The sequence below is a fragment of the Mesorhizobium sp. M7A.F.Ca.MR.362.00.0.0 genome (assembly GCF_004023175.1).
Taxonomy (GTDB): domain Bacteria; phylum Pseudomonadota; class Alphaproteobacteria; order Rhizobiales; family Rhizobiaceae; genus Mesorhizobium.
In genome coordinates this window covers 1-206 of the sequence record NZ_RZTF01001291.1, presented here as the reverse complement: position 1 = coordinate 206, position 206 = coordinate 1, and the positions used below count along the sequence as shown (strand labels likewise).

1 protein-coding gene is annotated in these 206 nt (G+C 63.1%); it reads left to right on the top strand.

The window, feature by feature from the left end; all coding sequences use genetic code 11:
* A partial coding sequence (locus tag EOC06_RS39970; protein ID WP_206631550.1) for a magnesium transporter occupies positions 1-206 on the top strand: 206 nt, incomplete at both ends.

Sequence of the window (206 nt, the reverse complement as noted above, 5' to 3'; positions counted from 1 at the left end):
CGTTCACAGGAACCATCGAGAAGATCGTCACGCTGGCGGCATTCCTCCCGGTCTTGGCCGGGCAGAGCGGAAACACGGGCTGCCAAGCACTGGCTATGACGCTGCGTGGCCTTGCGCTGGGGGATGTGGACAAACGACCGAAGCTGCACTTGGTGGTGAGAGAGGGCGCGCTCGGGATCGCCAACGGCTTGCTTGTCGGCCTTCTT